The sequence below is a fragment of the Candidatus Nealsonbacteria bacterium genome (genome assembly GCA_026396195.1).
Taxonomy (GTDB): domain Bacteria; phylum Patescibacteriota; class Minisyncoccia; order Minisyncoccales; family JAGGXC01; genus JAPLXH01.
Window position 1 is genome coordinate 13,123 of the sequence record JAPLXH010000011.1, and the last position, 26,672, is coordinate 39,794.

37 protein-coding genes are annotated in these 26,672 nt (G+C 33.5%); 30 read left to right on the plus strand and 7 right to left on the minus strand.

Annotation, left to right across the window (positions count from 1 at the left end):
- Window positions 1-74 precede the first annotated feature (74 nt).
- The 18 genes from NTU58_03940 (at window position 75) to NTU58_04025 (ending at window position 9,579) form a co-directional block, all read left to right on the plus strand.
- Window positions 75-344: a hypothetical protein gene (locus tag NTU58_03940; protein MCX6764819.1), complete on the plus strand. Its 270-nt coding sequence runs from the start codon at window positions 75-77 to the stop codon at window positions 342-344.
- A 56-nt stretch (window positions 345-400) separates the two neighbouring features.
- On the plus strand, window positions 401-958 hold the full coding sequence (locus tag NTU58_03945; GenBank protein ID MCX6764820.1) for an MBL fold metallo-hydrolase: 558 nt from the start codon (window positions 401-403) through the stop codon (window positions 956-958).
- A 98-nt stretch (window positions 959-1,056) separates the two neighbouring features.
- Window positions 1,057-1,281: a hypothetical protein gene (locus NTU58_03950; GenBank protein MCX6764821.1), complete on the plus strand. Its 225-nt coding sequence runs from the start codon at window positions 1,057-1,059 to the stop codon at window positions 1,279-1,281.
- Between the two features lie 44 nt (window positions 1,282-1,325).
- Window positions 1,326-1,787 carry a phosphopantetheine adenylyltransferase gene (locus tag NTU58_03955; protein MCX6764822.1) on the plus strand — a complete coding sequence of 154 codons (462 nt, stop codon included), beginning with the start codon at window positions 1,326-1,328 and terminating at the stop codon, window positions 1,785-1,787.
- A gap of 72 nt (window positions 1,788-1,859) precedes the next feature.
- A complete protein-coding gene (locus tag NTU58_03960; protein MCX6764823.1) occupies window positions 1,860-2,225 on the plus strand; it encodes a hypothetical protein in 366 nt (121 codons plus the stop codon).
- Window positions 2,226-2,347: 122 nt separating this feature from the next.
- Complete coding sequence (locus NTU58_03965; protein ID MCX6764824.1) at window positions 2,348-2,569, plus strand: hypothetical protein; 222 nt, start codon at window positions 2,348-2,350, stop codon at window positions 2,567-2,569.
- Between the two features lie 313 nt (window positions 2,570-2,882).
- The gene (locus tag NTU58_03970; GenBank protein MCX6764825.1) at window positions 2,883-3,521 is read left to right on the plus strand and encodes a hypothetical protein; all 639 of its coding nucleotides are present in this window, start codon (window positions 2,883-2,885) and stop codon (window positions 3,519-3,521) included.
- A gap of 241 nt (window positions 3,522-3,762) precedes the next feature.
- The gene (locus tag NTU58_03975; GenBank protein ID MCX6764826.1) at window positions 3,763-4,248 is read left to right on the plus strand and encodes a prepilin-type N-terminal cleavage/methylation domain-containing protein; all 486 of its coding nucleotides are present in this window, start codon (window positions 3,763-3,765) and stop codon (window positions 4,246-4,248) included.
- Window positions 4,249-4,263: 15 nt separating this feature from the next.
- Window positions 4,264-5,658 (plus strand): LemA family protein, encoded by a 1,395-nt coding sequence (locus NTU58_03980; protein ID MCX6764827.1) that lies wholly within the window; start codon window positions 4,264-4,266, stop codon window positions 5,656-5,658.
- A gap of 51 nt (window positions 5,659-5,709) precedes the next feature.
- Window positions 5,710-6,114: a hypothetical protein gene (locus NTU58_03985; GenBank protein MCX6764828.1), complete on the plus strand. Its 405-nt coding sequence runs from the start codon at window positions 5,710-5,712 to the stop codon at window positions 6,112-6,114.
- Window positions 6,115-6,235: 121 nt separating this feature from the next.
- Window positions 6,236-6,706 (plus strand): hypothetical protein, encoded by a 471-nt coding sequence (locus tag NTU58_03990; protein MCX6764829.1) that lies wholly within the window; start codon window positions 6,236-6,238, stop codon window positions 6,704-6,706.
- Between the two features lie 90 nt (window positions 6,707-6,796).
- Window positions 6,797-7,045: a hypothetical protein gene (locus tag NTU58_03995; GenBank protein MCX6764830.1), complete on the plus strand. Its 249-nt coding sequence runs from the start codon at window positions 6,797-6,799 to the stop codon at window positions 7,043-7,045.
- Between the two features lie 42 nt (window positions 7,046-7,087).
- Complete coding sequence (locus NTU58_04000) at window positions 7,088-7,240, plus strand: hypothetical protein (protein MCX6764831.1); 153 nt, start codon at window positions 7,088-7,090, stop codon at window positions 7,238-7,240.
- Between the two features lie 89 nt (window positions 7,241-7,329).
- Complete coding sequence (locus NTU58_04005) at window positions 7,330-7,653, plus strand: hypothetical protein (protein ID MCX6764832.1); 324 nt, start codon at window positions 7,330-7,332, stop codon at window positions 7,651-7,653.
- A gap of 131 nt (window positions 7,654-7,784) precedes the next feature.
- A complete protein-coding gene (locus NTU58_04010; GenBank protein MCX6764833.1) occupies window positions 7,785-8,114 on the plus strand; it encodes a hypothetical protein in 330 nt (109 codons plus the stop codon).
- Window positions 8,115-8,206: 92 nt separating this feature from the next.
- A complete protein-coding gene (locus NTU58_04015) occupies window positions 8,207-8,752 on the plus strand; it encodes a hypothetical protein (GenBank protein MCX6764834.1) in 546 nt (181 codons plus the stop codon).
- A gap of 106 nt (window positions 8,753-8,858) precedes the next feature.
- A complete protein-coding gene (locus tag NTU58_04020; protein ID MCX6764835.1) occupies window positions 8,859-9,221 on the plus strand; it encodes a hypothetical protein in 363 nt (120 codons plus the stop codon).
- Between the two features lie 97 nt (window positions 9,222-9,318).
- The gene (locus NTU58_04025) at window positions 9,319-9,579 is read left to right on the plus strand and encodes a hypothetical protein (GenBank protein ID MCX6764836.1); all 261 of its coding nucleotides are present in this window, start codon (window positions 9,319-9,321) and stop codon (window positions 9,577-9,579) included.
- A 78-nt stretch (window positions 9,580-9,657) separates the two neighbouring features.
- Here NTU58_04025 and NTU58_04030 read toward each other — a convergent pair whose 3' ends face one another.
- Window positions 9,658-10,395, minus strand: coding sequence for a hypothetical protein (locus NTU58_04030; GenBank protein MCX6764837.1), 738 nt, complete (start codon window positions 10,393-10,395; stop codon window positions 9,658-9,660).
- 211 nt (window positions 10,396-10,606) lie between these two features.
- Window positions 10,607-10,828 (minus strand): hypothetical protein, encoded by a 222-nt coding sequence (locus NTU58_04035; protein MCX6764838.1) that lies wholly within the window; start codon window positions 10,826-10,828, stop codon window positions 10,607-10,609.
- A gap of 624 nt (window positions 10,829-11,452) precedes the next feature.
- Between NTU58_04035 and NTU58_04040 the strand changes: the two genes are divergently transcribed.
- The 10 genes from NTU58_04040 (at window position 11,453) to NTU58_04085 (ending at window position 20,582) form a co-directional block, all read left to right on the plus strand.
- Entirely contained in the window at window positions 11,453-12,580 is a 1,128-nt protein-coding gene (locus NTU58_04040) for a replication-associated recombination protein A (protein MCX6764839.1), read from the plus strand.
- A 104-nt stretch (window positions 12,581-12,684) separates the two neighbouring features.
- On the plus strand, window positions 12,685-14,463 hold the full coding sequence (locus NTU58_04045; GenBank protein ID MCX6764840.1) for a hypothetical protein: 1,779 nt from the start codon (window positions 12,685-12,687) through the stop codon (window positions 14,461-14,463).
- 111 nt (window positions 14,464-14,574) lie between these two features.
- A complete protein-coding gene (locus NTU58_04050) occupies window positions 14,575-15,012 on the plus strand; it encodes a hypothetical protein (protein MCX6764841.1) in 438 nt (145 codons plus the stop codon).
- 128 nt (window positions 15,013-15,140) lie between these two features.
- The gene (locus tag NTU58_04055; GenBank protein MCX6764842.1) at window positions 15,141-15,341 is read left to right on the plus strand and encodes a hypothetical protein; all 201 of its coding nucleotides are present in this window, start codon (window positions 15,141-15,143) and stop codon (window positions 15,339-15,341) included.
- 21 nt (window positions 15,342-15,362) lie between these two features.
- Window positions 15,363-15,851, plus strand: a complete 489-nt coding sequence (locus tag NTU58_04060) for a hypothetical protein (protein ID MCX6764843.1) — start codon at window positions 15,363-15,365, stop codon at window positions 15,849-15,851.
- A 50-nt stretch (window positions 15,852-15,901) separates the two neighbouring features.
- Window positions 15,902-16,411 (plus strand): hypothetical protein, encoded by a 510-nt coding sequence (locus NTU58_04065; protein MCX6764844.1) that lies wholly within the window; start codon window positions 15,902-15,904, stop codon window positions 16,409-16,411.
- 115 nt (window positions 16,412-16,526) lie between these two features.
- Complete coding sequence (locus NTU58_04070) at window positions 16,527-16,799, plus strand: hypothetical protein (GenBank protein MCX6764845.1); 273 nt, start codon at window positions 16,527-16,529, stop codon at window positions 16,797-16,799.
- Between the two features lie 11 nt (window positions 16,800-16,810).
- The gene (locus tag NTU58_04075; protein ID MCX6764846.1) at window positions 16,811-16,939 is read left to right on the plus strand and encodes a hypothetical protein; all 129 of its coding nucleotides are present in this window, start codon (window positions 16,811-16,813) and stop codon (window positions 16,937-16,939) included.
- Between the two features lie 37 nt (window positions 16,940-16,976).
- Complete coding sequence (locus NTU58_04080) at window positions 16,977-19,013, plus strand: glycosyl hydrolase family 17 protein (GenBank protein ID MCX6764847.1); 2,037 nt, start codon at window positions 16,977-16,979, stop codon at window positions 19,011-19,013.
- Between the two features lie 612 nt (window positions 19,014-19,625).
- Entirely contained in the window at window positions 19,626-20,582 is a 957-nt protein-coding gene (locus NTU58_04085; GenBank protein ID MCX6764848.1) for a tyrosine-type recombinase/integrase, read from the plus strand.
- Between the two features lie 480 nt (window positions 20,583-21,062).
- Here NTU58_04085 and NTU58_04090 read toward each other — a convergent pair whose 3' ends face one another.
- Window positions 21,063-21,752 carry a PD-(D/E)XK nuclease family protein gene (locus tag NTU58_04090; protein ID MCX6764849.1) on the minus strand — a complete coding sequence of 230 codons (690 nt, stop codon included), beginning with the start codon at window positions 21,750-21,752 and terminating at the stop codon, window positions 21,063-21,065.
- A 65-nt stretch (window positions 21,753-21,817) separates the two neighbouring features.
- On the opposite strand from NTU58_04090, the gene NTU58_04095 reads away from it, so the two are divergent.
- The gene (locus tag NTU58_04095; protein ID MCX6764850.1) at window positions 21,818-22,036 is read left to right on the plus strand and encodes a hypothetical protein; all 219 of its coding nucleotides are present in this window, start codon (window positions 21,818-21,820) and stop codon (window positions 22,034-22,036) included.
- Window positions 22,037-22,072: 36 nt separating this feature from the next.
- Here NTU58_04095 and NTU58_04100 read toward each other — a convergent pair whose 3' ends face one another.
- Window positions 22,073-22,414: a hypothetical protein gene (locus tag NTU58_04100; GenBank protein ID MCX6764851.1), complete on the minus strand. Its 342-nt coding sequence runs from the start codon at window positions 22,412-22,414 to the stop codon at window positions 22,073-22,075.
- 221 nt (window positions 22,415-22,635) lie between these two features.
- On the opposite strand from NTU58_04100, the gene NTU58_04105 reads away from it, so the two are divergent.
- Entirely contained in the window at window positions 22,636-23,592 is a 957-nt protein-coding gene (locus NTU58_04105) for a hypothetical protein (protein MCX6764852.1), read from the plus strand.
- 53 nt (window positions 23,593-23,645) lie between these two features.
- On the opposite strand, the gene NTU58_04110 is transcribed toward NTU58_04105, so the two are convergent.
- The 3 genes from NTU58_04110 to lepA form a co-directional block, all read right to left on the minus strand.
- Window positions 23,646-24,527 carry a prepilin-type N-terminal cleavage/methylation domain-containing protein gene (locus NTU58_04110; protein ID MCX6764853.1) on the minus strand — a complete coding sequence of 294 codons (882 nt, stop codon included), beginning with the start codon at window positions 24,525-24,527 and terminating at the stop codon, window positions 23,646-23,648.
- Between the two features lie 119 nt (window positions 24,528-24,646).
- Entirely contained in the window at window positions 24,647-24,823 is a 177-nt protein-coding gene (locus NTU58_04115; GenBank protein ID MCX6764854.1) for a hypothetical protein, read from the minus strand.
- A gap of 67 nt (window positions 24,824-24,890) precedes the next feature.
- Window positions 24,891-26,570: a translation elongation factor 4 gene (gene lepA / locus NTU58_04120; protein MCX6764855.1), complete on the minus strand. Its 1,680-nt coding sequence runs from the start codon at window positions 26,568-26,570 to the stop codon at window positions 24,891-24,893.
- Window positions 26,571-26,672: the final 102 nt, after the last annotated feature.

Here is a 26,672-nt window from a genome sequence, read left to right on the forward strand (position 1 = left end):
ATAAGGCATAGCCTTGATTCATCGAAATAAACTATAAGTTTGATTTATTAAAATAAGTTATAATAAAAAATATTATGGCGAAAAATAATTTTTCAACGGAAGAGGCAAAAAAAATAGGTGAAACCCTGGGAATAAAATGGAATAAATTTGACATAGAGCAATTCAGAAGAGGCATGGACGTGGAATTAGAACACGGCTTAAAGGATCCGCGTACCAATGTAACGAATGACGATCCTTTAATAACGGGAAAGATAGCCCTGGCTCATTTAAACGAGTTTCCGGACTATTATATTCGCCTTAGCCAGCTGGAAGAAGATGCTGACGAGTACTGGGAAAACAAATAAATTAAATTAATTAAAAATCGCCGATTTCTTTTGGCGATTTTTAATGCAATTTAAACATGCAAATTAAATGTTTAAAAGTGGGACCCTTGGAAACAAATTGTTATTTTTTAATTTCAAAAAAAGAAATCGCAATTATAGATCCGGGAGCTGAACCCTTTAAAATTATAAAAGAAATCAGATCAATGGAAGCTAAACCTAAGTTTATCATCAATACCCATTATCATCCCGACCACACTTTGGCCAATAAAGACATAAAAAAAGAGTTCAATTTTGTTAAAATTTTAATCCATGGAAAGGAAAGAGGTTTTTTGGATTTTAAAGCAGATGTTTTTTTAAAAGAAAATGACGAAATTAAAATAGGGAACGAAGTTTTAAGAGTTATTCATACTCCAGGCCACAGCCAAGGAAGTATTTGTTTGTTGGGCCAAGGTTTTATCTTAACCGGCGACACTTTATTCAAAGAAGGTTACGGCCGGACTGATTTTGAGGGCGGTTCTCAGATTGAATTGGAAGAATCTTTAAAAAGGCTATCGAAAATCATAAAACCCAAAATGATGATTTATCCCGGCCATGATGAAATTTTTAAATTTGACAATAGTGTCAATTTTTTTTAAATTAAATAAATAATTAAAATTTTGATAAAGCCGGGTTCGGAAATCTGAAAGAAGAACTTTTAAAACTTTTAAATAATTAAAAAAGGAGGTTAAAAATAATGGATTGTGAATCAATAAAAAAAATGATTGAGGGCTATTACGGCGCAAAACTGACAACAGAACAAATGGTTCAAGTTTCAAAACATCTTAAAAAATGTCGTTTTTGCAAAGAAAGCTTTACCAACATGGTGCATGAAAAAGCCCCTTATTCTTTGGGGAAAAAAGTACTCAACGAAGACATCAATTGGTTTATAGGCCACAACCTTAAATTAAATGGGATTTAATCTGTCCCATTTTTTTATTTAATTAATCTGATAGAATAAAATATATGAAAAAAATAAATAAAAAAGTGGTTATTGGCGGAACTTTTGATATTTTACATAAAGGACACGAAGCATTTCTGAGCAGAGCTTTCGGTTTGGGTGAAGTTTTTATCGGGCTTACTTCAAACGAAATGGCGCTACGAACAAAAAAAAGACAGGTTCAGGATTTTGAACGTAGAAAAAAAGAACTGAAAAGATTTATCTCAAAAAATTTTAAAAATTATTACAGGATAGGAAAAATAGAAGATATGTTTGGGCCCACCTTAACGGAAAACTTTGATTATATAATAGTTTCGCCGGAAACCAATCAAGCGGCGGTTTTAATTAATAAAGAGCGCCGAAAAATAAACAAAGAACCAATTGAAATCATTGAAATAGATTTTATTTTGGCTAAAGACAAGAAACCGATTTCCAGCACCAGAATATTCAAGGGAGAAATAGACAGGGACGGAAACTTAATAAAATAAAGAATTTTATTTCCTTTTTTTATTTTTATTGTTATACTGTTTTAATAGCTCATTTTAAAATAATATGGGAAAATGGAGGAAACGAAAGACATGGAAGAAATTAAAGGTTTTAAAAAACTAGACGAGCGTATTTCGTTCAGGTGCAATCAAGATGGAAAATCGGCAAAGATAATTATACGACAAATAGAGATACCACGGCTTAAACTTACTTGTGACTACTATGACTTACGTCATAACGGTAAAAAGGCCAACCTTGAAGAAGTGTTAGAAAAGATACCTTCTTGTTGCAAGCCTTTGCCGACGGAAAAGGGAAACTATGTTTGCAGTTGCGAAAAGCACCTACTAAGAATAGATGGGAATAATAATAACCCTCTCGTTCAAATAGCGGAAATTCCGAAACAAATAAGAATAAATCTCTACAAGCACTTATGCAAATAAGTGCTTTTTTCTTTAAAGTAAGGTTGGCTGGGGAGGTTGACAAGGCTTTTGAAAAATGTTTAATAAAAGAAGCAGAACTTTTTAAAAATTAAAAATGATCTGTGGGAGGTGAATAATAAAAAATGAAAGAAAAACCAAAAGAAAGGGAAAGTGAAGAAATAATAGAAACGGATTCTCTTATTTGCGAAAAACATAATCAAGTACTGATTCATTTGAACAATAAATTATATTGTAATCAATGCAAAAAATATTTTAAATACAGAGGTCGCGCCGTAAAAGTAATAACTCCAGCGAATCCGTTAAGGGAAATAAAAGTACCAAAAAAAGTAAGCGAAAATAATTAACCCTCATCTAACACAAAGAAGGTGAGGGGATTTTTTATTGACAAAAGATAAATTATTATGTTATAGTTTGAATATTAAAAATTGAATAGGAAGTGAGAAGATAGAAAAAATAAAGATACAAATAAAAGCTCTAGGTGATCAAGGAAGTGCAAAAGTATCGGAAGATGGAATTGTTTTCAATCCTCCTAAATATTTTGGAGTAAGCGATGGAATAAGTGGAGTTTATACTCCTGACGAAGGACCGAAATTATTCAATGAAAAAACAGGCGGTCAATTAGCGTCTTGGGCTATCTCTTATGCTTTTAATGATGTTTTGACGAAAGAACCATTAAAAAGAGTCCTTGATCGCGCAAACGACATAATCCGCCGGTTAAGTCAGGAAAACGGTTTATCTCTTCATATGTCGGAGTTTCTTCCATCTGCCACTTTTGCCATAGCCAGCGTAGATGATCAAAAAATCGAAATTGTCCAAGGAGGCGACACTCTCGCAGTGTGGCAAATGAAAGATGGAACCATTGGAGGAACCCCAAATTTAATTTTTGACTATGAAGAAAGGCAAACTTTCATGATTGCAGAGTTGATGATAAAACACAAAGGAAATCGGCAAAAAATGTGGGAAGAATTCCGGCCGCATCTCATTGAAGACCGACGCAAAAACATAAATGCCATTAAGGGCTTTTCGATTATCAATGGTCAACCATGGTTTAAAGATTTTCTTCAGGAGTTTACAATACCCATAGAAACAATAAAGCTTTTGATTATTTTTTCTGACGGACTTGTTCCATTTGAGTGGACGCGCAACCCAATAGTTATGTCAAAAAGAATAATTGATCTTTATCAAAAAGGGGGACTAGATTTAATTCTTGAAACTACCCGCAAAATTGCAGAAAAGAACAAAGATTCAAGTCATGAAGATTATCCGGAAGCCACCGCAATATCTTTAGAATTCTAAATAGAGAGGATACTTTCCGTATCCTTTTTTTATTTTAAAAATAGGATTAAAATAAATAGAAGAGGAGATTGATTATATGTTTTGGTATCTTTTTAGACGGCGTAAACGACTAAAACGACAACGATTAGATTTAGTAAACTCTTATTTGATCTTTATAATAAGAATAATCCAATAAGAGGAGCGATATTGTTTTTCGTCTTCCTCTTTTTTTATTTTTAAATTGACTTGGTATAATGAAATAATGAAAAATTTAAAAAATTACGCATTTACTCTCGTCGAAATATTAATCGTTCTTTCGATAATTGGAATTATTTCATCAATTTTATTGGTTTCTTTTTCTGGTATTAGGACTAAAGCTAAAGACGCAAAAAGAAAGGCGGAGGTTTCTCAAATAGGAAAATTTTTAACAATGTCTTGTTATATGCCAAATGGAGGAGCTGGTGAATATGATCTAATTAATCTTGCCAATGAACTGCTTGTAAAATATCCTCAATTTTTAAGCCAAGTACCCAAAGATCCCAAAACAGGAAATGACACAGAGTCAAAATATATCTATATCGTAAGTTCTGACGGAAGAAAATGCGCTTTATATGCGAATCTTGAAAGCCCGGAAGAGCCGGTAACCTTAACCATTACTGTCCCGACTCCAGGCGGGGGAAAAGGGGTTTTTAAGGCCGATAACCCCGGCTGGAACGGAACAAAAATTTTTTATCAATATTCTAATTAAAACAAAGGGTAAAAAATGAAACGAATAACATTAACTTCAACGATTGCGGGATTGGCGATTATCTGTTTTATAGTTATTTTTCTCACCGGAGAAGATTGCAATGAGTGTTTTTCATTGCCTGTGATGGCAATGAAATTTTTAATTTGCGGTTTGTTAATTATCATATGGACTATTTATTCTACGATAAAATATCTTAAAACGGAGGGTATTATTTTTGATATAGACAGTGAACCCTTAAGGGAAACAGACGAAGCGGTGGATGGCGTCCCGTTTGTTGGCGAAGGAATAGTAGAAGGTGAAAACAGCAAACTCCTCAATTCGCTTTATACAAATACGCCTTGCGTATATTTTCATAGCATCAAAGAAAAATATATCCGTAGCGGTAAAAGTGGCAGGTGGGTAATTATTGAAAACATAGCTCTTTCTGTCCCGTTTTATATTAAAGATAGCAGAGGAAAATTAAAAATAGACCTTGCGGATATTGATTGGGATTTTTCGCCATATAAAATTCCTCTTCAAAATGAGAACGGGCTATATCCGAAAAACAGCGAAGTCGATTGCGAAGCATTATTAAGACGTTCCGCTTGGACGGAGAATGCCGGAATTTTTACAATGTCTTATGAAAAATACAGAAGAAGTGAATTCGTATTGCGTCCCGACACAAAAATTTTTGCATGCGGAATGGTGCTAAAAGATAACGAACAATTGGTTTTACACGAAAACGAAAAATATCCTCTCATAATAAGCAGAAAGAATCGTGACCAATACGTCGGAGAATTTTATAAAGGAGGAGGCCTTGTTTACATTTCCCATGTTTTAGTGGCGATTGGATATACTTTTTTTATGATTCCGTTAAACTATCTTCTTCGGTTAAGTTCTGTAAATTTTTTAACCCTTCTTTCTATCGGCAACTTTGCTATTTTAGGAAGCGTAATTTTTTCTTTATATAACAGAATTATCACTCTTCAAAACAGGACTTTTAACGCTTTAAGCAATATTGAAATAGATTTAAAAAGAAGAGCAGATTTAATACCTGGCCTAGTGGAAGTTATAAAAAAATATTCAAAATACGAAAAAGAAATTCAACAAATCATAGCTGAATCAAGGGCAAAAATAATGTTTTCTAAAGAAACATCAAAAGGAGAAAGGCCTATTATTTCCTCTCTGGTCTCGACAATAGAAAATTATCCGGAGCTTAAGGCGTCTGAACAATTTCAATTCTTGATGAGAACGCTTGTTGATACAGAAAATAGAATTGCATATTCGAGAGAATTTTATAATCGGAGTGTAAGAAAATACAATACAATTATCAATCAGCTTCCATTCTTGCTTGTTTCTTCTCCCTTTAAAATGAAAGAAATGGATTTTGTCTCAATCGACCGCGGAGAAAATATAATGATTGATAAATAAAACGATTGACAAACTAATAATTTGAAGTAAAAAGATAGAGGAGGTATTTGAATGTTGCTTAAACTTAAGGAGGATTATGAAACCCACGAAGATGAAATTCATTTAGTACATTTGAAAATTAAAAAAATTAAAAAAGGCGCGCCAATTGAAGTCATTTTTGAATTTTGCAGCGATGGAATAATAGGTTTTTTCTACGGCGTAGGACCTTTAAAACACATGTCCCTTTCTATGCTCGAACTTCCCAAGAAGTGTATTAAAGATGAGAATACAGCCAAGATTGTTTTCTGCGCGACTAAAAAGAAATTTTTCTATGCCAGTTACCACGATAGCTTCATTGGTAAATTTGTTGCAAGACAAATGGATTTTTGTCCTATCTGCGGTAAAGGCTTAGAAATTTTGATGCCTCTTCCGACTTCTTTTGATAACGAACTTTTTGAAGTGCCTTGCGAATCTTAATCTAATGCAAAAGAGGTGAAAATTCACCCTCTTTTTTATTGACAAATTGGTAAATTATTCTAATATTACCTTATGAACTAAGGAGGGTGAGTTAGCCCTTTTTAAAATTGGAGGTAAAAATATGGAGAAAAAAACCGTTTGGGAAGAAAGTGTTGGAGAGGCTTTTGGCTTAAGCACGAAAAGAGACGAAGAAATCAGTAAGTTGGCCGCTGAGACTGTTCATGATGTTTATAAGCATCATAGAGGAAGAGTTGAAATCATAACCGAACTGCAAAAAACAGGGTTGAAAGAAAACGAATTACTGCTGGCAGTTTTCTATGGTAGCGCTTTTATGATAGAAGCAAAAAATAAACTTAAAGAAATAAGGATAATATCCGGACTTTCAGGATTGATATTATTAGATGAATTGATATCGTCAGATGAAAAATGTGGTTGCGATGAGTGTTTCAAAAGTGGCAACTGTCCAAAAGAAGAATCAGCGAGAAAGGCGTACAAGGAATACGAGGAAAGAAGAAAACAAAAAAAACAGCAGCAGCAAGAAAGAAAAGAAGAAAAAGTAGAAAAGGAAAAAAAATCAAAAACAGCATCATAAGAGGTTAAATACCTCTTTTTTATTGACAAATAAAAAAATTAGTTTTAAAATTTCTTATTGTACATTAATAAAAACAAGAGAGAGGAAAATATGGCAGAAGTAAACTCGATATTACCAGTAATAGGCGGACTAATCCTGATAATAATAGGAATTATCTTGGTTGTATTATATCTAAAAAAAGAAAAGGAAATTTTAAAAAAATTCGAGAGAAACGAACCAGTACTTTTCAAAGAAAGTAAAATAGCATCATACTATATAATTGGCGGATGGCTTTGTTTAACCATTGGAATAGTTCTTCTTTTTATAGGGCTCTTGCATTTAGAGCTCATTTTTTATTGACAAATTGATGACTTGAAGTAATATTTTAGTAGGAGGTTTTCAATGACGGAAAAGGGAATGAAATGTCCGGAATGCAAAGAAAAGCTTGTTTTTAAACCAATGGATGGATGTCTCGTTACTTTTTGTAAAGTTTGCGAATCAGTTCAAATTATCGCAGCTATAGATGAAGGAGATAAACAAATAATTTCTAGATAGTTCTTTTATTCATAGAGGTAAATATGCCTCTTTTTTTTATTGACAAATCAGTGGTTCAGAGTAGAAAATAGATAAAAAGGAGGTTTGAAATGGGAACAAACAGTAAAGAAGACGAAAGACTTAAAAGAGAGAAGAAAAAATTTAGATTTCCTGGACGAAGAAAATACGTAAAACAGCCCGACGGAACTTATAAATGCGAAGATTGTGGAAGCACGATTAAAGCAGTTAAGTTTAGCAATGCGAGCGCGAAACTTTCTTTCGTTGGAGAATCTCTTGAGCCTATTGGTTCTGGTTTGCCAGAAATTTGGCGGGGCCGAGGAGAAAAAGGAGAAAAAGATCTTTTTATAGAAATACCTTATTGTCCTAAATGTGATGAAAGGCCGGGAAAAGAACCTGATATGAGGTGTTTTTAAAGTACATTGTGGTTCAATCATTAAGAAAAGATTGAACCTTTTTTATTTTAAAAAATATGGGAGTGGATTAGTTTTAACTTGACAAAAGATAAATTTATGTGAAATAATTAAATAATCGAATGGAGGTAAAAATGTTGTTAAGAAAAATAAAGAATTGGATTGGCGGCTTAAAAGGTTTTGGGACTTGTCCTAATTGTAGAGACAGCTGGTGGTGGAAAGAAATTGATGGTATAGAATATTCAGCAACTGGGGGATATTTAAATCTGGCTGATCTTAATGCCAAAATTCCAATGAAATTTTGCATAAAGGAAATAATGATTTGCAAAGAATGCTTATCTGACCCTAAAAAACTAGACTTAGACAAGATTCGCCAAAATTTAGAGAAATATCCATCCTGGATCCCTTATGTCCCAAAAGCTTTAGAAGCTATCAAAGAATATAAAACTAAAGCTCTTTCGTAAATGCAAACTCAAGGTTTAAATAATCTTGAGTCTTTTTTTATTGACAAACCAATTAGTTAGAGTAGAAAGAAGTAAAAAGGAGGATTTTAAAAATGAATAAAGGTGATAAGATATTTTTTGCCATATGGGCCATGCTGATGGTTATAACAATCGCAGCGGTATGTTCTATAACAATACCAAGAGAGATAACAAAAAAAATTTGGCTACCGGATAATTATCATTTTGCCAATGAAAAAAATCCAGTAGAAGAAATTCATGTAAGCGGGACGGCAGTGGTAATTTCTTTTGAGGAATATAAAAAACAATTCTCCGACAATAGACACGAAATAATTGTAATAAAAAACAGTCCCTATCATACGGCAGAGCTTCATTATTTAACGAAAGAAGACAATATAACTTATTCTTCTTCGGTGTCTTACTCTGGTGCTACGTTTAACTTTGAGGTTGAACCAACGATAACTGATTCAGAAATTAAACTATCATTCTCGCCAGGGGCAGGAGGAATTGTTATAGCAATTATCTTAGTGGGAATAGCAGCCTTTGTTTATTTTGTTATCGGTTTTTTAATCTATGAACCCATAGAAAAAAGAATAGAGAGAATAAAGAATTTGTGGATTTATAGGAAAAAGATTTCTTAAAGGGGTACTATTTTTGTACCCTCTTTTTTATTTACCGAGAAAATTGAGCTTGTCGAAGGAAGAAAATAAAGGTATTGTCAAAATAGATAAAAGGAGGTCTTTAAAAATGAATAATGATACTAACGATACTGATGATAATGTAACAAAAATCAAAAAGATGGTTGAAATGATGGAAACCAATGCAAAGACATTATCGGAGAAGAAAAACATTACACTCGATGAAGCTAGAAAAATAGTTCAAAAATCCTTAGAAAACATATTTGTAAAGAAAGCCTTGGAAGAACGCAAGGCTATTGAGGAATATACTACAATTCGTTTGTCTAAAAAAATTAAAGAAGCATTGAATACATGCGGACATAAAGGAGAATCTTACGATCAAATTTTGATAAAACTCATAAAATTATTTAGTAAGGGTGAAGGACGTCTGGAAAAACAAGTAAGAGAATATCTCTTAAAACAAAATCTTTAAGAAAAAACGCAGACAAATAGTATAAAATGTCTGCTTTTTTATTTACCGAGAAAATTGAACTTGTCGAAGGGAGGAAAGAGAGGTAGAGTTAAAAAATATGAATGATGACTTGATAAAACAACTCATAGAAGAAATTAAAAAGTTGAACAAAACAACCAAAGAGGCCAGTAAAAATACAAATCATCTTTCTAGTATAATTTTTATTATAGCTTTTGTTCAACTTTTTATAGCGTATTATCAGTTTCTTTTTTCGGTAATAGAAGGAAAACATCAATTAATAGGGGTAGGATTTTTTATAGCTATTGTTGTCACGATTTGGTATATTTTTCATACTCTTAAAGGAAGGAGTGGGAATTAAAACGCCCATTGCTGGGCAGTTTTTATTTGAAATTAGTTTATTTTATTGTGTTCTATAAATCAATAAATAATATCACCGCTAGAATAATTTAGGGGGATTTTCCAAAGTTATTGGTCTAGAACCGCCTCTTCCCATTCCTTCAAAAATAAAAAAACTACCGTCTTTTCCGTCTCTCCATAACTTACAGTCTTCAATCGGGTCTATGGTGATAAAAGAAAAAACGGGTTTTATTTGCACTAATGAGGTTTTATATATGGCGCGTAAAAAATCGTTGCCCATAACATTTTGTGGTATATCTGTTAATTTTAATCCGTCGAATACTAGAAAAATATGATTTAGACTTGTTATTTCTTTTGCAATAATCTCTGATTCCTTTTTAAAATCAAAGATTCCACCCTGAGATATATAGCAAACGAGCATTGTATTTGGTTCGTATTGTTTTCTTGATAATTTATTCCTTATTGTATCAAGTAAAGCGTCCTTTACTTGTTCAACCACCTCAACCTCTCTGATATGCATTTCTTGGATATTGTCCTTTTGAATAATGGTTCCGATTACGCCGTCAGGTGGGTCGATTTCTGGTTTTTGAATCCACCATTTAGTTTTATTTTGTTTAGCCACAGCTATTGCAACAATTGATGTTGCATATATTTCCTTGGCTCTTTTTAAATCCCTGTGGTTCCAAACATAGTCATGAGGCTTATTTAGTCTTTCTTTAAGTTTTCGATATTCATTCCAAAATCCGTTCAATCCCCAACATGGATTAAACCAGATAGTTCCTTTTTCTTTCAAATATAATAAATGAGGCGGATACATATTCTTTTAAAATAAGCCTATTTTTAAAAAAGTTCAAGGTAAATAAAAACTGCCCAGTGATGGGCTTTTTGTATTCCTACAACATAGATTATGAGACGTAAATTTTCCTCCAACAAAAAACCGTCTGATTGACGATAAAAAAAGAAAGAGGGCAAGTTTCGAAACTTAACCCTTTAAATTTATATAGATTTATTTTATCTCTAACTTCCAATCAGCCATGATGAAGCATTTCGTCTAACTCTGTTTCAACGCCTATGTCGGACTTAACGTTTGATTTGAAATTTTCAGGAAACCAGTTTTTCCCTTCCTTCTTATAAAAATTTTTATCTTTTGGATGAGGATTGGGAGCCAAGATAAAGCCTGGTAATTCGGTACCTTCTCCGTCTATTATCGCAAGAAGAGAAAAAATGGCACCATTTGTTCTTTCTAACACAGATAACTTCCCCTTAGAATCCGCCCAAGACTTTGCAATTGAACGAGCCTTTTTTATAAATATTTCGCGAACCTCTTCGGTTGTATATTATCTCGGCTTTTTTTCTTCCAATTTTTTTTCTTTCTTCATCATTATCATTCTCCTATTCAATTTTTTACTAAGATTACTTAGTAAACAAGAGAAATAATTTTTATTTCCTTGCATTTATATTATACCATACTAATTTATAATTTGTCAAACTAAAATAAACCGTTTCTACCATGAGAGCGACTTAGACGGTTTTTTTATTAGTAATCGCAACAGTTAATCTCGTGGGCATTGCAATTGCTTCAATGTTTATAAGAGAAATAGACAAATCAGGAGAGAAAGTGTTTACACTTAAACAATTTTATATCTACTCGATTCTTTGGCCAGTACCCTTTATTCTAGCAATTCTCGGTACTTTAGATGCCGCGATCGCCATTAATATACATAAAGCAATGCAACGAATGCCTACGAATCAATGCAAAAGCAATTATTAGTTCTTTTGCTTATCAGACACTTATTTTTGTGTCTGTTTTTTTATATAATAATTATGATTCAACTAGGAATTGTTATATTTTTTGAAAACAGTAGAATAAAATCATGGAACCTTTAGCTTCAAAGATAAGACCAAAAAATTTAAAAGAATTTGCCGGACAAGAACATCTGGTAGGGGAGGGAAAACCTTTGAATGTTGCCATAAAACAGAAACACCTGTTTTCTTTTATTTTTTGGGGACCGCCGGGAACCGGAAAAACTACTTTAGCTAAAATATATGCCAATAGTTTGAATGCCCGATTTTATGAATTATCTGCTGTTTCAGCGGGAAAAGCAGATATCAGAAATATAATAACAGAAGATATAGGGACAGAACCCAAAATTTTGTTTTTAGATGAAATCCACCGTTTCAATAAAGCTCAGCAAGATTTTCTGCTTCCTTTTGTGGAAAGAGGGGAGATAACTCTTATTGGCGCCACTACGGAAAATCCAAGCTTTGAAGTAATTGCACCTTTGCTTTCGCGTTGCCGGGTTTTTGTTTTAAACGAACTCTCGGAAAAAGAAATGCTGTCAATTATTGAACGAACCGAATTTAAAATGCAAAAAGATGCGAAAGACTGGCTGGTTAGAATGGCAAATGGTGACGCCAGACAAGCTATCACCATGCTGGAAAACACATCAAAGCTCTATGGTAAAATTACGGTGGAAAATTTAAAAAGCACTCTTCAATCAAAATATTTAAGATATGACAAGCAAGGAGACGAACACTACAATACCATTTCAGCTTTTATTAAATGCATGAGAGCTTCCCAGCCCGATGCCGCGCTTTATTATCTGGCCAGAATGATTGATAGCGGGGAAGACCCCAAGTTTATAGCCAGAAGGATGGTTATTTTCGCCTCTGAAGACATTGGGATGGCCCAGCCAACGGCTTTGGTAGTGGCAAATGATGTATTTAGGGCGGTGCAAAGTATTGGGCTGCCCGAATGCGGCATTAACCTGGCTCACGGAGTAGTTTATTTGTGCAGATGCAAGAAAAATAGAACAGCTTATGATGCTTATATGGCGGCAATGGAAGATGTAAAACAATATGGAAACCTGCCAATTCCTTTAAATTTACGCAACGCGCCCACGAAACTTATGAAAGAATTGAATTATGGAAAAGGATATGAAAGATACACTACGGAAGACCTTCTACCGGATAAGCTAAAAGGCAAAAAATATTTAAAATAAAAGCTGAAAAACTAAAGAAACAATAGTTGACATTAAAGCTCTTATTGATAAGATAAAATATTCAAAAAAGAACATTTAAAAATTAATTTAAGGAAGGTGGAAAAATGGAGAAAGACATGATTAGTTTTGATGTAGAAAAAATAATTGAGGCCTGGAAAGAAATGGAAGACGAAAGAAAAGGAACAGACTTCCTGGAATTTCAGAAAATATTATCTTCATCTTCGATTGGAAGAATCTTTGAATTAAGGGGAATAGACCTTAGGGAGCTGTTCGAAAATTTACACAGCAAAGAAATAAAAAAAATAGAAGAAGAAATAAGAAAGGAATTTTCGAACATAACGAAAGCCGAGCCGGGACTAACAGAAGAACCGCCACCAGAACTAAAAAAAGACCCACTCGCAGTAATGCCGGAAACTGAAACAATAATAAAAGAGAATAATATTCCAGAAAAAACAAATGAACAAAGAGAAAGGGAAGAAAAAAAACGCATTGTATTGGCAAAAGCAAGTACCGAGTTGGTAATTTCCAAGATAAACGAACATCAAGATCAGTTTAAACAACTGGAAAAGAAAATACTAGAAAAAATGGGACGCTATAGAAATGTTCATGAGAAAAAGAAAAAATATACGCTTATTTCAAAGATTAAGATTTTCACTATTATGGAAATCTGCGATTTCCGTAGCTTTACCGTATTAGCAGATTGGATAATAGGAAACGAAAAACTAGTGATAAAAAGTTTAGAAATCGATAATTTACCGAAAACAAGAGAAGGAATTTCCAGCGCATTCTATGGCTCGCGAGGCACTATTGAAAAACATCTTGCCGAGGGAGAGATAAAAAAGATAGCCGATGAAATTATAGACGAAATAAAGAAATCTGTAGAAAATAAAGAAAACAATCAAAAATTGCCTGAAAAAAAGAAAGAACAAAAATTTAACATAGCAGAAGAGTCTTTACCGACAGAGAAGAAAGAACTGGAAGAAAAAAAATCCGAAGAAAAAAAATCAATTATTGCGCCGACATCTAGGGCAGAATTAATAATTTCTATGATAAATAAGCGTCAGAACTCTTTTGAATTAATGGTAAAAAAAATGTTTGAAAAAATGGGAACTTTCAACGCTCGTCAAAACGAAAAATATCCCTTAATTTTAATATTTAAACTTTTTACCATTAAGCACTTCTACGGATTTGTCTCCTATGCTAGATTAGCAATTTGGATAGAAGAGAACAAAGAACTGGTGATAAAGGATTTAGGATTTGAAGATTTGCCGAAAACAAAAACAGAAATTTCTAATTTACTCAATAAATCAGAACACGCTTTCAAAGAATATCTCCCTGAAGCAGGAATAAAAAAGATAGCCGATGAAATTATAGACGAAATAAAGAAATCTGTAGAAAATAAAGAAAACAATCAAAAATTGCCCGAAAAGACAAAAACCATTTTTCAAGGCAAAAAAGAAAAACCCCTAAGTCCAAGTTTAAAAAGATCATCCGAAAAGCCAGAAGAAGAAACGACAGCAATGAGGAATTATATTTGGGGACTATTTAATCTTAATGGACAAAAGGATTACAACGAACTGCTTCGTTTAGTCAGAGAAAAGTTTAAAGGGCACGTTATAACGAAAGAAATAATTCCTCAATGGATTCAGGAAGAAAGATCAAGAAGGAACAATCTCACCTGCGGTGGAATGGATTGCTTCAAGGAAGAAGCTGGTAAAGATAAGGGTCTAACCACGGTATATTGTAGAACAGTACAAAGAATGAGGGGCAAAGACGAAAATATTTGCAACACAGAACTGGAAGAACTGATTAAAAAAGCAGACAACCGATTATCTGCTCAATTCCTTAACCAACCTCAACCACTACCTAGCCGCTCTATATAAAAAATTATGGCTGAAGAAAAACTTCAGCTTTTTTATTTTAAATTGACAAAATACTAAATTTTATTGCATAATATTAATAGCACATTAGATTTTTAAATATGAGGTAAAATTATGATTAAAGAAGAAACAGAACGAACGGAAAGAAATATAATAAAGTCTTTAAAACCGAAGGTCAAATCTCTGGTTATAGAATTAAGAAGATTGGGGATAGAAACAGTTTGGTCTTGCCAAGGTTATACTGGTTGGGGAAATAATTTTCCGTGGATATGTGTTGCGATAAAAGATTTGGATAGGGTGAAAATAATAGTTAATTTATATAATAAAACAGTTGAGCAATCCAAGGAAGAAAAAAATAGAATTTTTTGGACAATATTAAATTCACCCGCAGCATTGATACCAAACATGCAAGGTAAAAATTTTTCTCTAGAGGAATTACAAGAAAGCGCATTAAACTTTGCTGAAACACTAAAGGAATTGAACTATGTCCCAGAAGAAATAAAACATGAGCCACAAAATCGCATTTTGTTAGGCTCTTTTTTTTATTTCTGAACTAAGTGAAGAAACAAGGTTCTGTCGAATGCAGGTTCTTATTTCCGAGCACAGCGAGGAAACAAGGTTCTACTACAGGCAAATCCTTATTTTTCTGGTATAATATAATAATAAATAAACATAATAACATGAATCAAAATAATATATTAGCCATCTTTTTCTTAATGGGCTTGATTTTGGGCGGAGTTTCCGGAGCCTTATATGTTGTGGCTTCGGTAAAATACCACAAGATAAACTTTGAGCAATTAAAGTATTCCGCTTTCAAACAACTGGTAATTCTTTTTTTTATAACCATATTTGTTGTACTTTTAGCGATAATGGTTTTTTAATAAAAATAAAATTATATAAATATGCCAATATTTCATCAGGGAAGTTCTTCTATGGGAAGACAAGAAAGATCATCAAGCAAACCTTCTATGCCAAACAAAAATGACAGGAGTGCGGTTCAGAAAATATTCGGAAGGTCACCACCGGCATCAAAAGCCAAGCTAAAAGAGACGCCAGTAATACAATCAGCATTTGGCAATAAATCATCGATGAGCAGACAAGAATTCAGGTCATGGCTTCGCAATCAGCCGGAATTTAAAAAAGAATCTTATAAGCTTTATCCAAATTTATCGGAAGATAAAAGAGTTCAAGAAATAGAAAAAAATATCTGGGGTGGTGTTGGTAGTAAGTGGGGAAGTCTTATTGAAAAAGGAACAAAAGAGCCGGAAAGAAGAAAATTTGAATACGAAAGAGAATTACATACAAGCAAGATCATGAATGATATAAAACAAAAAAATAGAAAAAAATTTGAAGAAGGTTTTATTGATAAATTTATAGAAAAGAAAAAATAGTTGAAAAATAATTTTATATTATATAGTATAGGATATTATGGAGGCAAAAAATGTTCTTTGTAAATAGATTTTCCGGAAACAAAATTTATACAATAGGAAAAATAAAAAACCTTTATCTTGGCAACGAAAGAGTAGAAATTATCAAAGAAAAATACGTATATTTTAAATCCCAATCAAATTTCGGCGTTATTTTCGTTTCTAAAAAAGAATTGACAAGAAACAAGATGCTTAAAAAATCGAATTATCCTTTACTTGAAAGGAGCCTCAAGCAAACACTGGAATTTACTGTGCTTAGCCTGAATAGAATAAAATTTTACGAAACAGCATCCTTGGAAGAAATAATAAAACTTATTAATTCAAGCAAAATCGAAGAAACGCGTAAGTTTAAGCCGGAGATAGAACTAAAATTGGGAAAACTAAATAATGATGAATACATAACAATCTACTCAGAGATAAAAAATAAAAACGAACAATTAATAAAAATGCAGTTGAAAAGAATCATGTCGTTTTTTGAAAGATTTTCTAAAGAACTAGGAATCACAAGAGGTTCAATACTTTAATTATCCAGCAAATTGAATTGCTGGTTTTTTATTTGATATTGACAAATTAGTAGTTTGTCTTTAAAAATAAAAGAGGGGTGAATTTTAAAAATTAAATAATGAAGGAGATGATAGAATGATTGAACTAAAAAAATACATAAAAGTTGGAAAAACAACAGTAAGAATTGATGAAATGATAAATTTAATCAAAAAGTACGGTTTGTCTTGCAGAATATGTAAAAAGGGGACAGTAAAATTTGTCAGCGAAGGCGACATTTCTTCGGTAGAAAATAAAAAATATTATGAAGCATACTGCATGATACTAAAATGCCCGAGATGTGAAGGATCAATGAATTTTATTTATGATTCGGAAAATAACTCTGTTAAAATAACACCTCCCGTATCCTAAGGAGGAATGAAATGATAATATTTGTCGCCAGCGATCATGCAGGATATTTCTTAAAAGAAAATATAAAAGGAGACGAATCTCCTTTTTTTATTTTCATTGACAAAATTATACAAACTATTTATAATAAAAATGCTCTTTAACAACTAAACATCTGTTAAAAGAGAAGGAAGTGAAAAAATGAAAGAAAAAATAGAGAAAAGAAAGAAATTTTTGATAGGCATGTTAATTGCGCTAGTGATGCTAACCGCAAATATGTCCGGTTGTCTAGGAATAGGAAATGAACCAAAAGAAAATGATGAAAATAATCCTCAACCACCGATAACGCCTACTTACTACAACTTAATTATAAAGGTTGTGGGACAGGGGACTACTAATCCAACTACCGGTGCTCATAGCTATCTTAAAGGAACTAAAGTAAATCTAACAGCGGATCCTTCTCCGGGTTGGGAATTTGATTATTGGAGCGATGATATTCATAAATTCCAGAACCCTATCAACATTACAATGACTTCCAATAAGACAGTGACAGCTAACTTTTATAAAAAAAGGACACCGCCACCACCGTATTACACTCTAACCATAACTATTGATGGTCAGGGGACAACCAATCCAGCTTCTGGTACTCACAGCTATTTAAAAGATAGCTCAGTAATAATAACTGCCACAGCTAGTGCTGGTTACAAGTTTGATCACTGGTCAGGTGATACTGCAGGAACTCAAAATCCTGTGACAATTCCCATGAGCTCTAATAAAACAGTGAAAGCTTGGTTTGTAGAAAAGCCTGTTTACTACGAATTAGCGATTAAGGTTAGCGGCGATGGGACAACTAATCCTGCTCCCGGTAACCACACTTATCTTAAAGGAACTCAGGTAAGTATTGCGGCTATTCTTAGTACTAACTGGCAATTTGATTACTGGAGCGGCGATGCCGACGGAAATCAAAACTCAACTACTATTACTATAGATTCTGACAAAGAAATAACTGCTCGATTTGCTCCACCCTATAAAGTATATGGACTAGACTTTGGTCCTTATACAAAATCAGGGCAAAATCCTAATTATGGAACAATAATAAGCGAGGAACAAATAAGAGAGTTAATAAAAGTTATTAAAAAGTACACTACCTGGATCAGAACCTATGGTACCGAACGAGGTTTAGAAAACGTCGGACGTATCGCTCACGAAAACGGCCTTTCGGTGGCAATTGGAGCTTGGTTAAGTAAGGATTTAGCGGCAAATGAAAGGCAGGTTGCTAATCTGATAACTATAGCTAACGATGGCGAAGCCGATATGTTAATTGTCGGCAACGAAGTTATGCTCCGAGGTGAACTTAACAGTAGTCAAGTAATTGGGTATATAAATAGGGTTAAGGAAAATACTTCTGGGATTCCCGTTGTTGCATCTGATGTCTACGGCGAATTTTTAGAACATCCGGAAATAATGAATGCCAGCGATATAATTCTAGCGAATTGCTATCCTTATTGGGAAAGAATAAGTATAGACTACGCAGTTTATAATATTAATCTCAGATATCAACAATTATTAGCGGCAGCAGGAAACAAAAAGGTTATGATTGCTGAAACCGGCTGGCCAAGCAGTGGCGATACAATGGGCGATGCCGTTCCTTCACCAGAAAACGCCAATTTCTTTTTCCTGAACTTTATTTCCTGGGCTAATACCGAAAATGTATCCTATTTCTACTTTGAGGCTTTTGATGAACCTTGGAAAGTAAACTACGAAGGTCCTAAAGGCGCTCATTGGGGAGTTTGGGACAAAAATGGTTATTTAAAACCAGGAATGGAAAGAGTATTTAATGGCGAAAGTACTCTTAATAACTGGGGGACAAAGATTATTGACGGACCAGGAAATCCTACAATTAAATTTACACATGTACCTCCTTACGGCAGTTACGAGGACCTCAAGGGCGATGTTTCTCATGTTAGTTCATCTGATTATCGAGTAGCGGTTTATATAAAAGTAGGTAACGGATGGTGGACTAAACCCTTTTGGGATAATCCTTTAACCATTATCTTACCCAATGGAAACTGGATTTGCGATATCACAACCGGTGGACAAGATTCTCAAGCAACCGAAATTATTGCCTTTCTTTTACCAGTTAGTTACGGTCCGCCACTTATGCGCGGAGGTTCTATCTTACCTCAAGGATTATACGATAACGCTCTGGCATATGTGAACGTAACACGCTCTCTTTAAAATAAAGTCACGGTGCAACCTTTTTTGCACCGGTTTTTTTATATCTAATATTGTGCGACGTTTAATTAAGGATACAAAATCACCGAGGTAGGCGAATAGTGGTTTCTTGACAAATAAGAAATTAGCATGGTATAATATAATTGCCAATAATGGATACCATTAATTGGCTATGCTGGGAAATCCCAGTGAAGGAGGACAATTAAAATGACAGAAATAAATTTTTGGCGATGGTTGCTAAAACCATTGCAAGATTATAAATTTTGGCGATGGTTACTAAAACCATTACTAGATGAAAAAACATGAGGTAACCATTCCTCTTCTTTTTTTACTACACGAACCCTTAGGGAAGTAGTGATTTTCCACTTGACGCCAGTCTTTACCGGCATTATTCTATATATAGAAAGGGTCGTACAATGTAGGTTAAGCGACCCTTCTAAGAACAAACATAAGCCCTCTTGAAAGACCCCTTAAAAACCTGTTGTTTAGGAGCCTAACCCCAAGAGAGCTAAATTACAGAATAATATAAAAAAATTTTAAAAATAAAATTATTATGAATAAATCCAATAAAAGTATTATAAGAACCTGCCTTCGGCAGAACCTTTAAACACTTTCATGAATAAATTCAATAAAAGTATTATAAAATCTATCCCCGATTTTTTAGATTATTGCGAAGTTGAAAAAGGCCTTTCCAATAACACTCAAAAGAATTATAAGAGATACCTTGAGAAGTTCATTTTTTGGTTAAGAAAGACCAAAAAAGAAGACCTTAAACCCCACGAATTAACTAGTGAAAATATTTGGGATTATCGCCTATTTTTATCCCGTTTTCAGGACAAAAAAGGCCAGGTTTTAAAGAAGATTACCCAGAACTACTATTTAATCGCTTTAAGGGCACTTTTAAGCTATTTTAGTGCCAAAGACGTGGTTTGTATCGCATCGGATAAAATAGCCCTGCCAAAGGATGCTAAAAGCGAAAAAACAGTAAAATTCCTTAATTTAGATCAAGTTGAGAAGCTTTTATTATCTCCGAACACTAAAGACGAAATCGGATTAAGGGACCGGGCTATTTTGGAGGCCTTTTTCTCAACCGGCCTAAGAATAGCTGAGCTCGTCTTTTTAAACAAAGAACAATTTGCTAACTTGAAAGATAAAAAAGAATTAGAACTTGGGATTATCGGCAAAGGAAATCAACCGCGGACGGTTTATTTTTCAGAAAGAGCTTTGTCTTGGTTAAAAAAATATTTGGAAACTAGAAACGATAAAGATAAGGCCCTGTTTATCCATTACAGATCTAAAAAAGATACTGACTCTCGCCTAACCCCGCGCTCTATTGAAAGAATTGTTAAAAAATATGCGATGTTGGCCGGAGTACCAATTTTTACTACTCCTCATACCTTGCGTCATTCTTATGCCACGGATTTATTAACTCAAGGCGTTGACCTAAGAAGTATTCAAGAATTTTTAGGCCACAAAAATATTGTTACCACTCAAATATATACTCACGTCACAAACAAGCGTCTAAGAGATATTCATCATCAATTCCACAGCGGAAAAAATTTAAAAGAATGATAAGAAAAAAAGTAACGGGACCGGAGAGTTTTATCTCTACTCGGTCCCTTTTTTGTTTTTTATTTTTTTGTTTTTTTTAATGATCCAGGGTGCGTTTATAAATCAATCTTTTCTATGTTTACTTGTCTTATTTACATACCTCCTCTAAAAATGATTATGTACGATTAAATAATTTTTGTCAATATAAAAATAAAGAATATTTAAAGTGTCGCACAATATTAGATATCTTAAACTGTTGTTTTGAGAGAAAGCTATTGACAATTAAATTAATTAGTATAAAATAATCGTGGAGGCAAAAGGAGGTAGGAAATTTACTCCTCTTTTTTTAATTAATGGTTGCTTAACCATCATTCTCCTCACGCACCTCAAATCAAAGGAAAATTTCCTTACCTCCCCCATCTCTCTTTATTGAACATTAAAAACATACAAAAAAAACAAAAAGAGCTATTTTTAATCAGCTCTTTGTTTGTTTTGTAAATCTTAAAATTTACCGGCTTTGCTTAACCATTGGCCATGCTCGCAGTCTGCACTGTGGGGTGGCGGAGTTTCTCTTTTCAAAACAGCAATGGCATTTTTAAAAGTTTCAACAACACTTAAGGGGTCAGTCTCTATTTCTTGTAATTCTTTTTTAAACGGCAAGCGAGCGTCAAAACCATTTGTTTTATCTACAACATAAAAAGCTAAGTAACCTTTTTTAGTAGTTTGGTATCCGTTTTTTTCCAAAAGATAAGTATATACATCCATTTGCAACTGAAAACGATCGTATACGGTCGGAACTGCGCTGCCGGTTGATTTATAGTCAAGCGGCGCTAATTTGCCGTCGGGAAACTCTAAGACATCGTCTACCGCCCCAAAAAGAGTGACGCCGGTTTCTTTATCTAAGTGCCTGATTCCTTCAAAATTATTCCGCCATTTATTTAAAAGCGTCTGGTTGGCGAAAAGTTTGGCATTTAATTTTTTTTCTAATAATAAAGGATGAGGGCTCCCCTGTTTTCTGTAAACGTCAAATTCTTGTTTTAAAAGTATGTCCACGGCTGCGTTTAAAGCATAAGGATAAGGCTGTGGTCTTCTTATCCCCTTTTTCTTTTCAAGCCAAAAACAACAAGGACATTCCAAAAATAAATTTAACGAACTGGGTGAAAGTTTTATGGAATTGATCATTATTATCATTATATCACAACAAAAAATCCCGTTAAGGTTTAAAAAATTTTAATATCTGCTAAAATAAAACAAAAATGGTAAAAACAAAATTTCGCATCCATAATAATCATATTTACGATTCTAGTTCCGATACCGGGTATTATCTTTATAACGGCCAGATTTATAGCCCGGAAGGTTCAACCGGCTATTTTATAAAAGATAATTATATCCACGACTCCAGCGGAAATACCGGTTTTTTCATTCAAGATGAAAAAATCTATGGTGAAAGCGAAAATCCTCCCTGGCTTGAATAAATAAATCAAATAAAAATAGAGGCAAATTTTTGGCCTCTACTGTACGTTCTTTGGAACATTCGGTCCTCTCATAATTTTACCGCGAAGCATTCTATCGAAGTCCTCTGCCGCCTTGATAATTTGTTTTTTTGCTTCTTTTTTTACTATCAAAGCTGTGAATTTATATTTGCCGATTTCTACGTCTTCAACTATAATTTCATTATTTCCATGTCTTGCGGCAACGGTTTCGGCAAAAGATTGAGTAAATTCGTCTTTACAAGCGCATAGAAATCCTATTCCATTCATTGGAGTCTCCGGGATAAAAAAACGATTTATTTTAATCGGGGTTTTTATGTTCGATATCTTTCCGGATATTTCTATCATTTCTTCTACTTCCATTTCTAAATGCCTCCTTTATTTAATTTAAAATGGACAATACTTGGATCAGGGCCCAGAAGGTGGTGAGGAGAGAATTACCGACTAACGTCGATTATTAAAATTTCTGCGACCCTGACCCATTAAATATTTTAATTTTAAAGGCAGTTTATGTCAAATAAACTAAGTCTTTATAAAATTTGTTAATTTGATATAATAAAAAAATAATTAAAAATATCACTACTATGATTGAAAATTTAAGAAAGTTTATAAAAGAGCTCGAGGCCGGCGATAAGGTAGAAATAAAAATACCTTTGAGTTATAAAAATTTTGAAAACATAGTTATCGCCGGGATGGGAGCTTCCGCAATTCCGGCCGAAATTCTTAAAAGTGTTGTTTCTTTAAAAATTCCTTTGGAAATATCTAAAAATTATAATCTCCCCTCTTTTGCCTCGAAGAATACTCTTTTAATTTGCGTAAGCCGTTCCGGTAATGTTAAAGAAACCTTAAGCCAATTTCAACAGGGCATAAAAAATAAATGCAAGATTATTGTTATTTCTCTGGGAGGAGAAATTTCAAAAAAAGCTCAAAATTTAAAAATACCTTTAATTAAAATTCCTGAAGAATTTTCACAAAGAGAAACCAGGGAAATCTTTTCTTATTTATTTGGTTTGTTATTTAATCTGGTTAAAAAATTAAATTTAACGAAAGATAATTTTACTTTCGAAATTTTAGAAAAAGAAAAAAATAATATTGAAAAAGAAGCTGAAAACCTGGCTTTAAAAATTAAAGACATTTTCCCTATCATCTGTTCTGAACATCATTCTTTAAGCTTTAGGTGGGAATCCGACCTTAGCGAAAGCGGAAAAAAACTGTCCAAAGGCGCTTTCTTGCCGGAACTGGCCCACAACGAACTGGAAAGCTGGCAAAATTTAAATAATAAGTATTGTTTAGTTCTTCTAAGAAGCCAGGAAGAAAAAAAAGAAATAAAAATTTTGATTGAAGCTATTAAAAAAATAATAAAAAAAGAAGTAAAAATTATTGAAATTTACGGGCAAGGAAAAAATCAATTGGAAGAAACCCTTTATTTTGTCTGGTTGGGCGGGCTTACAAGCTACTTTATAGGGAAACAAAAAGGAATTGACCCAAAAGAAACCAGATATATCAAAATGATGAAAGAGGAAATAAAAAAATTTTCTTAAAAAAAAATCTCTTTTGAAAAAAGAGGTTTTTTGTTGCAAATAAATTTAAAATTTTATTTCAAACCGGCTAATTCTAATTTTTTTAATCCTTCCGCATAATGTTGCTTAATTTCGAAAGTTAATAGGGATTGGTCGTAAACCTTGACATCGTCAATTGTTCCAATAAAACGATCATTGCAATTTGTTGTGTTATTGGTTTTATAATTACAACCTATTCCAAAAAAATTATTAGTAATTGAATAAGCTAAAATTCTAGTTCCGGGCAACGTTAACTCTTTTTCTATTTTACCGTTAACATAAAGGACGGCTTTTCTATTTTTAGAATTATAAGTAACAACTATGTGATACCAAGTTCCTATCGATGGAGCCTTGGTGGTAGTTACGAGAGTATTATTGCGACTACTACCTTGAATTGTTCCAATGCGCGAACCTATATTATTCCGATGCATATATAAATTTATTCCGTAATTATTACCATATTTATTTGTAACTATTCCTCTATAATTATTATCTAAGGTTTCAGCCTTGGCCCAAGCTTCCATCGTAATGTCGGTAGGAAATAAATTCGGCCGAGAACTGCTGTCGCCGCAATTAAACCATTTATTACCGCTCATACTAAGTGCGTTGCCCAAGGCGCGATGAGCACTGGAAGCATAAACAAAGTTTCCTCCGCTACTGGGTATACAATTATTTTTATAGCCAGAGCTATCATATCCCGCCTCACCAATGGTGGCACCTTCAAACATCCAAGCTCCTGTGACGTAAGCGCCCAAAGCACCACTAACAGAGCTTCTAAATTCAAGCTCACCAGCAAGTTTTGCATTTTCTTTTGTTGGCTTCATGTAAACCAATACTGCGCTGGATAAAATGGCAATAATTGAAATTACGACTAACAATTCAATAAGAGTAAAAGAATTTTTTTCTTTTAATTTCATTTTTTTATTATAACATAAAATAAAAAAGTTAAAAAAACTTTTGTTTTTTTTCAAAAATAAAAAAGCCGGAAAAATGGCTTTTATTTTTAAAACTTAAAATTAAAAAGAACCGTTTCAGATTATCTTGTTTTCATTAAAGCGCCGGTGGCAATCTTTTGGTCTTCCACAGCATAAACAATTCCGCAACCCTCGCCCTCGCAAGAAATTAATACAACTTCGTCTATCAATGACATTTCTGAAAATGGACTTATTTTTTTAAATGTTTTACAGCCGCAAACCTTACATTCAAATCCCATAATTTATACCTCCTTGATATAATTATTTGATTTAATTATCTTATTTAATAATTTTTTTCCTGTCAAATTATTTTTGTTTCAGTAAGTTAATAAAAACCTCCGCAGGAATTCTTACCCTTCCCTTTGCGGCTAATTCTTTTTTTCCCTTCTTTTGAATATCCAATAATTTCTTCTTGCGGGTATAGTCACCTCCGTAAAGAGGGGCTGTAACATCTTTTCTCAAAGCCGGTATCGTTTCTCTGGCGACAATTTTTGAATTCCCGACATTTCTCGAACTTTCTTCTTCAAACAGATTGCCCAAAACAATTTGAATGGCAACGGCAAAGTTTTGTTTGGGAACCAATTCTTTTAAAGATAAGGCCAAGTTTCTGGCTCTTTTTTGCATTTCCTCTTCCGGAACTATCTGGGATAAGTTTTGAAAGTGCTCTTTAGCCAATAGAACCTCCAATTTAATCAGCTTACCCGGCCTTGAACCGATTGGTTCGTAAATCATAGAGGCGTATCCTGAGGTGGCGCTTTTTAATTTATCATAAAAATCAGTAACAATGTCAGCCAAAGGAGTGTTGTAAACAACAATCATTCTTTCGTTGCTCAAATATTTTGTTTCCTGATAATTCCCCCTCAACCCTTTTAAAAGATTCATTACGTTTCCAAAATAAAAATGCGAAGTGACTATTTCCAATCTGACCCACGGCTCCTTGACTATTGATTCTTTTTTTAATATTTCATAATTTACTCTGGGAGTGGTGGCTACTAAATCCAAATTAAATTCTCTTTTTAATCTTTCGGCAATAATTTCCAAATGCAACATGCCTAAAAATCCGCACTTAAATCCCCTGCCCAAGGCCGGTGAAGATTCTTCTTCAGAATACAAAGCTGCATCGTTTAGTTTCAGTTTATTTATCGCGTCTTTTAATAAATTAAACTCTGAATCTTCCCTGGGATATAAACTAGCGAAAACCATGGGTTTTGGCTTTTCCCAGCCAATTTTTGCCAAATATTCTTCTAAATTTTTCTCACCGGTGGCAATATAACCGATTTCCCCGGCTGAAAGTTCATTCGCGACAACTAATTGAGGCTTAAATATGCCTATTTCCTGCCTTTCTTTTTTTAAAACGCCGTCTACAACCCTGATATAAGCAATAATTCCTTTATAAGGGTCGTAAAAAGAATCAAAAACCAAGGTTTTCAATGGCAAGTCAGGACTTCCTTTTGGACAAGGGATTCTCTCTATAATCGCTTCTAAAACTTGCTCTATATTGGTGCCGTTTTTGGCGGAAATTTTTATTATTTTTTCTTTTTCTATTTTTAAAAGATTCATCAATTCCTCTTCCACTTCTTGGGGCCGGGCATTATTTAAATCAATTTTATTGATAATCGGAATTATAACTAAATTCTGCTGCTGGGCTAAATACAAATTAGAAAGAGTTTGAGCTTGAACGCCTTTCACGGCATCAACTAAAAGTAAAGCGCCCTCCACCGCTCTCAAGGACTTTTCCACTTCTAAGCGAAAGTCCATATGACCGGGAGTATCGATTAAATTTAAAACATAGCCTTTATATTCCATTCTTACCGGCTGCAGTTGTATCGTAATCCCCCTTTCTCTTTCCAAATCCATTTGGTCCAACAATTGATCTCTCATTTTTTCCAAAGGAACAGTTTTGGTCAATTCCAAGAACCTGTCAGCTAAAGTTGACTTTCCGTGGTCAATATGGGCGATAATGCAAAAATTACGAATTTTTTCCATAATCTGTTACAGATTAAACTTATCAGAAAAAACTTAAAATCTCAATTATTTATAATCAAAACAAAAAAAAGCCCTAAAGGACTTTTGACTATAATATATTTT

What these genes read in the sequence shown, in the direction of transcription:
- lepA (MCX6764855.1), bottom strand. Translation starts at nt 26,570, where the DNA reads ATGGAAAAAATTCGTAATTTTTGCATTATCGCCCATATTGACCACGGA.
- NTU58_04015 (MCX6764834.1), top strand. Translation starts at nt 8,207, where the DNA reads ATGAATAAAGGTGATAAGATATTTTTTGCCATATGGGCCATGCTGATG.
- NTU58_03950 (MCX6764821.1), top strand. Translation starts at nt 1,057, where the DNA reads ATGGATTGTGAATCAATAAAAAAAATGATTGAGGGCTATTACGGCGCA.
- NTU58_04115 (MCX6764854.1), bottom strand. Translation starts at nt 24,823, where the DNA reads ATGGGATTTGAATGTAAGGTTTGCGGCTGTAAAACATTTAAAAAAATA.
- NTU58_04010 (MCX6764833.1), top strand. Translation starts at nt 7,785, where the DNA reads ATGTTGTTAAGAAAAATAAAGAATTGGATTGGCGGCTTAAAAGGTTTT.
- NTU58_04000 (MCX6764831.1), top strand. Translation starts at nt 7,088, where the DNA reads ATGACGGAAAAGGGAATGAAATGTCCGGAATGCAAAGAAAAGCTTGTT.
- NTU58_04065 (MCX6764844.1), top strand. Translation starts at nt 15,902, where the DNA reads ATGTTCTTTGTAAATAGATTTTCCGGAAACAAAATTTATACAATAGGA.
- NTU58_03965 (MCX6764824.1), top strand. Translation starts at nt 2,348, where the DNA reads ATGAAAGAAAAACCAAAAGAAAGGGAAAGTGAAGAAATAATAGAAACG.
- NTU58_04080 (MCX6764847.1), top strand. Translation starts at nt 16,977, where the DNA reads ATGAAAGAAAAAATAGAGAAAAGAAAGAAATTTTTGATAGGCATGTTA.
- NTU58_04095 (MCX6764850.1), top strand. Translation starts at nt 21,818, where the DNA reads ATGGTAAAAACAAAATTTCGCATCCATAATAATCATATTTACGATTCT.
- NTU58_04070 (MCX6764845.1), top strand. Translation starts at nt 16,527, where the DNA reads ATGATTGAACTAAAAAAATACATAAAAGTTGGAAAAACAACAGTAAGA.
- NTU58_03940 (MCX6764819.1), top strand. Translation starts at nt 75, where the DNA reads ATGGCGAAAAATAATTTTTCAACGGAAGAGGCAAAAAAAATAGGTGAA.
- NTU58_04075 (MCX6764846.1), top strand. Translation starts at nt 16,811, where the DNA reads ATGATAATATTTGTCGCCAGCGATCATGCAGGATATTTCTTAAAAGAA.
- NTU58_04105 (MCX6764852.1), top strand. Translation starts at nt 22,636, where the DNA reads ATGATTGAAAATTTAAGAAAGTTTATAAAAGAGCTCGAGGCCGGCGAT.
- NTU58_03995 (MCX6764830.1), top strand. Translation starts at nt 6,797, where the DNA reads ATGGCAGAAGTAAACTCGATATTACCAGTAATAGGCGGACTAATCCTG.
- NTU58_03960 (MCX6764823.1), top strand. Translation starts at nt 1,860, where the DNA reads ATGGAGGAAACGAAAGACATGGAAGAAATTAAAGGTTTTAAAAAACTA.
- NTU58_04020 (MCX6764835.1), top strand. Translation starts at nt 8,859, where the DNA reads ATGAATAATGATACTAACGATACTGATGATAATGTAACAAAAATCAAA.
- NTU58_03990 (MCX6764829.1), top strand. Translation starts at nt 6,236, where the DNA reads ATGGAGAAAAAAACCGTTTGGGAAGAAAGTGTTGGAGAGGCTTTTGGC.
- NTU58_04100 (MCX6764851.1), bottom strand. Translation starts at nt 22,414, where the DNA reads ATGGAAGTAGAAGAAATGATAGAAATATCCGGAAAGATATCGAACATA.
- NTU58_04030 (MCX6764837.1), bottom strand. Translation starts at nt 10,395, where the DNA reads ATGTATCCGCCTCATTTATTATATTTGAAAGAAAAAGGAACTATCTGG.
- NTU58_03955 (MCX6764822.1), top strand. Translation starts at nt 1,326, where the DNA reads ATGAAAAAAATAAATAAAAAAGTGGTTATTGGCGGAACTTTTGATATT.
- NTU58_04060 (MCX6764843.1), top strand. Translation starts at nt 15,363, where the DNA reads ATGCCAATATTTCATCAGGGAAGTTCTTCTATGGGAAGACAAGAAAGA.
- NTU58_04050 (MCX6764841.1), top strand. Translation starts at nt 14,575, where the DNA reads ATGATTAAAGAAGAAACAGAACGAACGGAAAGAAATATAATAAAGTCT.
- NTU58_04025 (MCX6764836.1), top strand. Translation starts at nt 9,319, where the DNA reads ATGAATGATGACTTGATAAAACAACTCATAGAAGAAATTAAAAAGTTG.
- NTU58_03945 (MCX6764820.1), top strand. Translation starts at nt 401, where the DNA reads ATGCAAATTAAATGTTTAAAAGTGGGACCCTTGGAAACAAATTGTTAT.
- NTU58_03980 (MCX6764827.1), top strand. Translation starts at nt 4,264, where the DNA reads ATGAAACGAATAACATTAACTTCAACGATTGCGGGATTGGCGATTATC.
- NTU58_03985 (MCX6764828.1), top strand. Translation starts at nt 5,710, where the DNA reads ATGTTGCTTAAACTTAAGGAGGATTATGAAACCCACGAAGATGAAATT.
- NTU58_04045 (MCX6764840.1), top strand. Translation starts at nt 12,685, where the DNA reads ATGGAGAAAGACATGATTAGTTTTGATGTAGAAAAAATAATTGAGGCC.
- NTU58_04005 (MCX6764832.1), top strand. Translation starts at nt 7,330, where the DNA reads ATGGGAACAAACAGTAAAGAAGACGAAAGACTTAAAAGAGAGAAGAAA.
- NTU58_04090 (MCX6764849.1), bottom strand. Translation starts at nt 21,752, where the DNA reads ATGATAATAATGATCAATTCCATAAAACTTTCACCCAGTTCGTTAAAT.
- NTU58_04085 (MCX6764848.1), top strand. Translation starts at nt 19,626, where the DNA reads ATGAATAAATTCAATAAAAGTATTATAAAATCTATCCCCGATTTTTTA.
- NTU58_04055 (MCX6764842.1), top strand. Translation starts at nt 15,141, where the DNA reads ATGAATCAAAATAATATATTAGCCATCTTTTTCTTAATGGGCTTGATT.
- NTU58_04110 (MCX6764853.1), bottom strand. Translation starts at nt 24,527, where the DNA reads ATGAAATTAAAAGAAAAAAATTCTTTTACTCTTATTGAATTGTTAGTC.
- NTU58_03975 (MCX6764826.1), top strand. Translation starts at nt 3,763, where the DNA reads ATGAAAAATTTAAAAAATTACGCATTTACTCTCGTCGAAATATTAATC.
- NTU58_04040 (MCX6764839.1), top strand. Translation starts at nt 11,453, where the DNA reads ATGGAACCTTTAGCTTCAAAGATAAGACCAAAAAATTTAAAAGAATTT.